At 38.2% G+C, this 8,078-nt stretch carries 5 protein-coding genes; 3 read left to right on the forward strand and 2 right to left on the reverse strand.

Annotation, left to right across the window (positions count from 1 at the left end; all coding sequences use genetic code 11):
* Positions 1-4,758 carry a PAS domain-containing protein gene (locus CWB60_RS04910; RefSeq protein ID WP_138579167.1) on the reverse strand — a complete coding sequence of 1,586 codons (4,758 nt, stop codon included), beginning with the start codon at positions 4,756-4,758 and terminating at the stop codon, positions 1-3.
* Between the two features lie 422 nt (positions 4,759-5,180).
* On the opposite strand from CWB60_RS04910, the gene CWB60_RS04915 reads away from it, so the two are divergent.
* The 3 genes from CWB60_RS04915 to bfr (CWB60_RS04925) all read left to right on the forward strand — a co-directional run bounded on the left by CWB60_RS04915 (position 5,181) and on the right by bfr (CWB60_RS04925) (position 7,368).
* Positions 5,181-6,251: a PepSY-associated TM helix domain-containing protein gene (locus CWB60_RS04915; protein ID WP_138579169.1), complete on the forward strand. Its 1,071-nt coding sequence runs from the start codon at positions 5,181-5,183 to the stop codon at positions 6,249-6,251.
* 166 nt (positions 6,252-6,417) lie between these two features.
* Positions 6,418-6,891, forward strand: a complete 474-nt coding sequence (gene bfr, locus CWB60_RS04920) for a bacterioferritin (protein ID WP_024031963.1) — start codon at positions 6,418-6,420, stop codon at positions 6,889-6,891.
* A 12-nt stretch (positions 6,892-6,903) separates the two neighbouring features.
* A complete protein-coding gene (gene bfr, locus CWB60_RS04925) occupies positions 6,904-7,368 on the forward strand; it encodes a bacterioferritin (RefSeq protein ID WP_004588793.1) in 465 nt (154 codons plus the stop codon).
* Positions 7,369-7,439: 71 nt separating this feature from the next.
* Here the strand turns inward: bfr (CWB60_RS04925) and CWB60_RS04930 are convergent, their stop codons facing one another.
* Positions 7,440-7,634: a (2Fe-2S)-binding protein gene (locus CWB60_RS04930; RefSeq protein ID WP_004588794.1), complete on the reverse strand. Its 195-nt coding sequence runs from the start codon at positions 7,632-7,634 to the stop codon at positions 7,440-7,442.
* Between the last annotated feature and the right edge of the window lie 444 nt (positions 7,635-8,078).

The raw sequence follows: 8,078 nt of genomic DNA on the forward strand, positions 1-8,078 counted from the left end.
CTACAAGTACTGCTCTATTTTCTCTTTTAAAATATCAAGCTGAATGGGTTTAGTTAAGTAGTCATCCATACCGGCATTAATACAACGTTCTTTATCTGAGTCCATTGCATTGGCGGTTAGGGCAATTATCTTTATTGCTTTGTGCTCATCCCCTGCCATACCGTCTCGTATATTAGCCGTGGCGTCAAAGCCATCCATTACCGGCATTTGGCAATCCATTAACACTAAATCAAAATACCCTTCGTTATGCTCGCTTAAGGTATTTATGGCTTCTTGACCATTTTGCGCCAGTATTACTTCGCAATTTAGCTTTTTAAGCATCAGTGTAGAAACATGCTGATTAACGGGGTTATCCTCAACTAATAAAATTTTTGCAGGTGTGTCTGATTTTTCTTTTCTGAGTGACGAAATATACCCTGGGGTCACCAAAGGAAGGGGCTCGGTGCTGTCTGAACTTGTAATAACCGATAACGCAGAAATTAAATCGGCGGTTGTAACCGGTTTAGGAAAATAAGCCTGAAAACCAATTTTTGAGTAGCGCTGAGCGCCTTCCATACCTGCAATACTGGTCATCATTACTAATGGCATGGCTTTATAGTCATCATGTGCTTTAAGCACTTTACACAGCTCCATTCCATCCATTTCTGGCATTTGCATGTCTAGCACGGCAATATCAAACATAGGCTGATTATTTTCTATGCGCTGTGCACATAGTTCAAGCGCCTGTTTTGCACTACTAGCAAGCGTAACATTGGCCCCCCAATGTCCTAACTGCTGAGAGATAACTAAGCGGTTTGTCTCGTTATCATCAACCACTAGTACATTTAACGAACTCATATTTATATTAGGGATAGTACGTTCTTTTTCGATGCCTTCAGCCACTTGCATGGTTGCAGTAAATTCGCTGCCTTTGCCAGGTTCGCTCGCCAGTGAAATTTTACCATTCATTAGCTCACATAACTGTTTACATATTGCAAGCCCCAGCCCCGTGCCTCCGTATTCTCGCGTGGTTGATGCATCCACTTGCGAAAAAGGGGTAAATAATTGCTGTTGTTTTGCTTCGGTTATGCCTATTCCTGAGTCTTTTACTTTTATATTTAGCAGTAGGTCTTGGTCGGTTTTTTCTATAGATGCACTCACCACCACTTCACCCTGGCTGGTAAATTTAACCGCATTACTAATTAAGTTGGTTACCACTTGGCGTATGCGCCCGGGGTCGCCCATTAAATGTGAAGGCTCCAAGGAGACTAAATCTAAAATAATCTCAATGCCTTTTTCTTGTGCGGTAAAGGCCTGTGCCTCGGCTATTTCGCCAATTAAGTCGCGCGCATTAAAATGTATATGCTCAAGCTCAACTTTGCCTGCTTCCGCCTTAGAAAAATCTAAAATATCGTTAATAACGCCAAGTAAAGAATGAGCACTGCTTTTAGCAATAGCGACCTTTTTTTCTATTGGTTTACTTAATGGCTCTAACTCTACCAGCTCTAACATGCCTAATACGCCATTCATCGGTGTACGAATTTCGTGGCTCATGGTTGCTAAAAACTGGCTTTTTGCTACAGCAGCATCTTGTGCTTGCACTAAAGCAACCTTTAGCTTTTCAGCGGTTTCTTTACGCTTTTGCGAGACCAAGGTACTACCGACTAACGTAGCCAAAGAGCGCAAGTAGGTTTCTTCGCTTTGCGTCCAAATGTGCTTAGCCCCTACAGTTTCTGCACATAAAATACCTAAATTTCCATCGCCTGATGAAATAACCGCATTCAGCATTGACTGAATATTTAATGGTTGAGTATAACTTTGCGTAAATTCAATGGTTGCTTTATGCGTATATACATCTTCAATTGCCACTAGGTTTTGCTCAAAAATAGCCTCATAGTAACTTGGAAAATCAGCCTTTTTAAGAACGCCGTCAAAATCCACAAATCCATCTTTTCGAGTATATAAACCATGGCACGCCATTTCGTCGCACTGCTTGTTAAATATCCAAATAGAGGCACGCTCAACATTTAATACCTCTACCATCGACTTTATCGTCAGCTTTTTAACTTGCGCAACGTCGCTATTTTGTACCTCAGGCGAAACCGTTAATGACGCTAAATTTTTGTTATAGGCGTTTGCTTTTTCGCTTTCTAACTCTAGGCGTTTATGTGCATCAATACTTTGGAACGAGCCAAAAACACGCACACATTTACCGTCTTTAAATTCCGCCTGCCCCATCGACTTAACCCAGCGCTCTTTACCGGTATAAGTTAAAATTATCAGCTCTACACTCCAGCTTTCGCCTAAAGTCACCGCACATTCAAACAACGTACTAATTTTATCGCGGTGCTCTCCTGGCTTATAAAAGTTAATGGCTGTATCAATGTTAGGTTCAAACCCGTCGGGAACTTCGTGTATTACTTTTACTTCGTCTGACCAATACATGGTTTGGTTTTCAAGGTTTATTTCCCATGCGCCAATTTGGCCTTGTTTACTCATTGCTTCAAGCAGGTTTTGTTGGCGGGTAATTTCTACTTGAGTATTATGGCGCTCAGTAATGTCTAAAATAAAGCCATCTAAATAAAGAACTTCGTTGTCATCGCCATAAATTGCTTGGCCTTTTTCATGCACCCAGCGAATACTGCCATCATTTCTTTTTACTCTGTATTCAATAGACCAAGGCAGCTTTTGTGCAATACAGGTACTTACTTGCAGCCCAACATCTTGATCGCCATCGTGAATAATAGCGGCAAAGCTTAGTGTTTTATTATTAATAAAGTCATCAGGCGTATAGCCTGTTATGTCTTTTACTTGGTCACTCATGTACAACATAGTCCAGGCTTTATCGAACTTACATCGATAAATAACCCCTGGAATATTTTCCACCAAAGAAGCAAAGCGATCGCGGCTATACTGTAGCTCAGACTCTATTTGCTTGCGCTCGGTAATATCTAAATGTGTTCCAATCATACGACGAGGCGACCCATCTAGGTTCCAGTCGACTACTTTTGCAGTATCGAGTACCCAAACCCAGTGGCCATCTTTGTGTTTCATTCGCGCTTCGCTGACATAGTAATCGGTGTCACCATTAAAATGCGCTTTTAGCTTTTGCTCTGAAATAACCAAATCATCGGGGTGTGCAAACTTATACCAAGTATTAATAGTGGTAGGTTCTAACTCGCTGAGTTTATAGCCTATTATTTCTGCCCAGCGATTATTAAAAGTCACTTTGCTGGTATCTATAAACCAATCCCATATTCCTACGGCGGTGGTATCTATGACTAACTGAAGCTGGGTTTTGTGCTGCTCAAGTTCAAGCTCTTGTAATTTTAATGGCGTGACATCAGTACGAATGGCTATATAGCTTTGCGGTTTTCCGTGCTCATCAAAAAATGGCGCTATGGTGGTGTCTACCCAATAAAAACCGCCATGTTTTGCTTTATTACAAATTTGGCCGTTCCATACTTCACCCCGTTTAAGGGTTTTATACATGCTTTTAAAAAAGCCTTTGTCGTGCCTTCCTGAATTAAGTAAACGGTGATTTTGACCTATAAGCTCATGTTCTTCATAGCCGCTAATTTCACAAAACTTCTTATTTACAAAAGTGATAGTGCCCGCTAAATCTGTTACCGCAACAATGGCATGCTCATCGAGGGCACTTTTTTGCTCATCCAATTGTTTAAACGCAGTTTGCAAAGCAGAGCGCTGCTTTTGCAGTATGCTCTGCTGCTCTTCTTTAAATGCCACCATTTTTTGAAGATCTACTGATAACCTATTTAACTCGTGGCTATCAGTTAAAGTAGGCACCTTTACTTTCTCGCCATCGGTAATTCGGGCCATTACTGAGGTAAGCTGAATTAAAGGCTTAGATAAGCGCCGACTAAACCACCACGCTGCGCATAAAATGAGAAGTAAAGAAACTGCATTTGTAAAAATAGCCAGCTGCTTATAATAAGTAGAGTCTTTGAGCATAATATGCAAAGGTTTTGCTGCTAAAAGTTGCCACCCTTGCACACCTAAAAAATTTAAATCACTAATATATGCATGGTATGTCGTGCCGTTGGCACTGGCGTAATCAAACACTTGCTTACTGGTGAGTGCCGTTTGCGAAAAAACAGGCGCCTCATCTGCATTTGTTACTGAAGAGCGCTCTATTTTATTATTATGTAGTACAAAAAAACTCACTTCGTTGTGCATGTTGTGAATGGTGTTTAAGCTTTTTAAAAGGCCATTAATATTTACTTCTGTGAGAATTACACCCTCTAGTTGTTGCGCCGAATTAAGCAAAGGCATAGCCACAATATTAAACTGTTTGCCATTTAACATAACAGAGCCAAAAGCGGCTGGCGTTGAGGTATTAACCGAATTTATAAGCGTACTAAGCTCACCTTTGTTTATCTGCCCGTAAGGCGAGATAATGGGCTGCTTAAGTGCCGATGCAGCGATAATTTCTATACTGTTTACAAAGTCATATTGATTAACAAAATGATTTATTAATTTGCTTTGTTCAAGCGGGAAGTTAGAAAGCTGATTTTTAAAGGTATATAAATCAGTAAGGTGATCATCAAACCATAAATTAGCAAACTCTGAGGCGATAGAGCTTAATTCATGAAGCTCTGCATTTGCATTTTTTTGCAAGGTATTATTAACGTGCTGTAAGCTAAACCAGGTCAGCAAGCAAAGTGGAACAATAGCAATAACTAAAAAAGTAATGATCAGCTTACTACGCACAGACTGAGCTGTGCCATTTAGCAGCCCATACTTTTTTCCTTCAACCATGCTATATATCCAATAACTGTAATTGTATTATTTATTACCTATATTAATGCACTAAAACCTAAAAGACGCAAGTTTTAGCCCGCAAAGCGTTTAAAATACATCACATAATTACAGTTTAAACATCAATAAGTTGCAATTAAAATTTACACGTAAAAATAAGCAAGAACGCAAACCGTGCATATTTTAATTTTTAGCTGGTGTTTATTTCATTATTATAAAAATTAAAGCGCATTACTCATACGAACTTTTACTGACTTAAAGCCCCTAAATTTTTAAACTTTATTTAAGGGACTAAAGCTTAGCGTGTTGTTCGCGGTTTTATATACAGTAGTTTGCTTACACAAAGGGTCACATTTTATAAATTGATAAACACCTGTTCTATCACTTACAATCGCTGTAACTGCTTATTATAGAGATTACTTTTGAAAATCTGGTTACGTCGAATTCACTTATACCTTGCCTTACTAAGTGGCCTTTTTTTGTTAATACTCAGTATTAGCGGCGCCATTTTACTTTATGCAAATGACATACAATATTATATTCAGCCCGATAAATGGCAGATAGAACCACAAACCAAAACGCTTAGCCACGCAGAATTAATCCGCGCAGTACAGCAGCAAACAGATAAAAAAATCACCCGCTTTATGCCCCTTAGTAACCCTAATGCCAGCTGGCAATTTAGATTAGGTGATGGCAGTAACGCCAGTGTGAACCCGTATACAGGCAAAGTAATTTTTCAATACCAAACAAATGACACGCTGTATGGTTTTACCCTTGCTTTGCATCGCTGGCTATTATTTGAAACAGTCTCTGGTGAAAAACCACTAAAAAACGTGGTCTCTGTATGCGCCCTATTATTAATAATAAATGTGTTAGTGGGCTTTTATTTATGGGTTAAGCCTAAAAACCGCCTAAAACGACTGGCGATTAAACCTAAAGCTAAATTTAAAGTACTTATGTATCAGCTACACACCGTGCTTGGTGTTTATGTTTTATTACCGCTATTGCTTATAGCCTTCACAGGTATCACCTTTAATTGGAAAAGCGCGACCAAAACATTAGTAGAAACCGTGGCATTTTCTCAAGTACAAAATAGGCCTAAAGCGCCAAAAGTGATAGCAAAATCAACAGCAAGTATTAACTACGACCAAGCAATAAATAAAGCCCTTGATGTATTTCCTGAGGGGATTTTGTATCGTATTTACTTACCTAAAAAACACAATGACCCAATCGCTTTACGCCTACAAAACCCAGGAGAAAGCCATGCTTATAGCTGGGTGTGGGTAAATCCATACAACGCTAAAGTGCTTAGCGCGTATGATGCCAGTAAAGCAAATGCAGTCACCCATGTATGGAACTTTAAATATGTGTTTCATACTGGCGCATTTGCAGGGCCGATTGTAAAATTTGTATGGCTTTTAGTATCACTGTCGTTAGCATTTTTTATACTCAGTGGTGTTTATTTATGGTGCAAACGGCATAAATGGGTATAACATTACCCTTTAAATGAAAATGCAAAACTGTACATAAACCAAGCAATAACGCAAACTTAAATAAGAATCAAAACCAATTGTAAATTAATGATTTTTATAGAAAAACTTGCAAAATACGCAAATTTAACTACACTGTGCACAATTAAAATAGTTAAGGTGATTTATCATGAAAGGTAATCAAAAAGTAATCGATGCATTTAATACTTTGCTAGCCAATGAGTTAGCCGCAATTGACCAGTATTTTATTCATTCACGCATGTATGATGACTGGGGTTTAGATAAATTATATGTACGCCTTAACCATGAAATGGAAGAAGAAAAAGATCATGCTGATTGGCTAATCAAACGCATCTTGTTTTTAGAAGGCGTGCCTAACATGACTAAACGCCGTGACCTTTTAATTGGTAACGATGTAAAAAGTATGATGCAAAACGACTTAACACTAGAGCTTGAAGTAGTTGCATGTGTTAAAGAGGTAATTGCTATTTGTGAAGAGCAGCAAGATTATCAGTCTCGCGAAGTGTTAGAAAAGCTATTATTTGATACCGAGGAAGATCACGTTTATTGGTTAGAGCAACAACTTGGTCTAATTGATAAAATTGGTACGCAAAACTACCACCAAGCACAAATGGGCGAGTAAGGAGCATAAAGTATGAAAGGCGATAAAGACGTTATAGCAGCTTTAAATAAAGTACTCGCTAATGAGCTTGTGGGTATTAACCAATACTTTTTGCATGCCCGCATGTTTAAAGATTTTGGTTTTAGCCAGCTTGATAAAGCAGACTACAAGGTTTCAATTCAAAAAATGAAAAACGCCGATCGTTTAATCGAACGTATTTTATTTTTAGAAGGCTTACCTAACTTACAAGACCTAGGCCGTTTACGCATTGGCGAAAACAGCGAAGAAATGATTGCCGCAAATATGAGCTTTGAGCTTGATACAATTGATGATTTGCGCAGTGCAATTAAATTAGCTGAAAACAAAAAAGATTATATTAGCCGTGAAGCACTCGACAATATTTTGAACGAGCAGGAAGAACAAATTGACTGGCTAGAGACCCAGCAACTACTTATTCAAAATACAGGGCTTGAAAATTACTTACAGTCTCAACTGTAAGGTAAATTTAGGTCATAAAAAAAGCAGCTTTATAAGCTGCTTTTTTTGTATTTGAATTTTGTAATAACGAATTAAGCGACTTGATCGGTAATATCTGCAATCTCAATAAGTTTGCGATTTAGGATCTTTTTAGTACAACAACAACACTTACCGCATTGGCTGCCTACTTTAAGCTCTTTAGTTAATTCACGCATGGTAGTTGCACCATCGTCAATTGTTTGCTCAATTTTTTTATCAGTCACCCCGTGACAAAGACAAATATACATGAATACAAACTACTCTCAATTTCATTTAGTAGGTGCATACTAATCTAAACAATAATGGTTATCAATTGTTTGTGAAATAAAAATTAGTTATTTTTCAAAAAATGATCAGTGCCACTTAAATCGAGAATTCACGGCGCGTTGAGAACTTGTTGATTTATATTGAAATATGGCACTTAAATTGAGATTTATTAACTAAATTACACTCTAAAAATAATTATGTTTTTTATTAGGTAAATTTCTTAAACAACGAGAAATCGCTTGAAAACATCTATTACAGTAAGTGATTTGAATTGATAATTTGCCTATCTGTTATACGAAAGCTAATCGGTTTACTTCGAGGTAGAGTTTATTTAGGCCGATACTTTGCGGAGTAGCAACAGCGCATCTTTATTTTTCATTACATAAAGAACTTGTATTCATGGGCAGTTATAGCCGTGGATTGCA

This window comes from Pseudoalteromonas sp. S327 (assembly GCF_005886415.1).
Classification (GTDB): Bacteria; Pseudomonadota; Gammaproteobacteria; order Enterobacterales; family Alteromonadaceae; genus Pseudoalteromonas; species Pseudoalteromonas atlantica.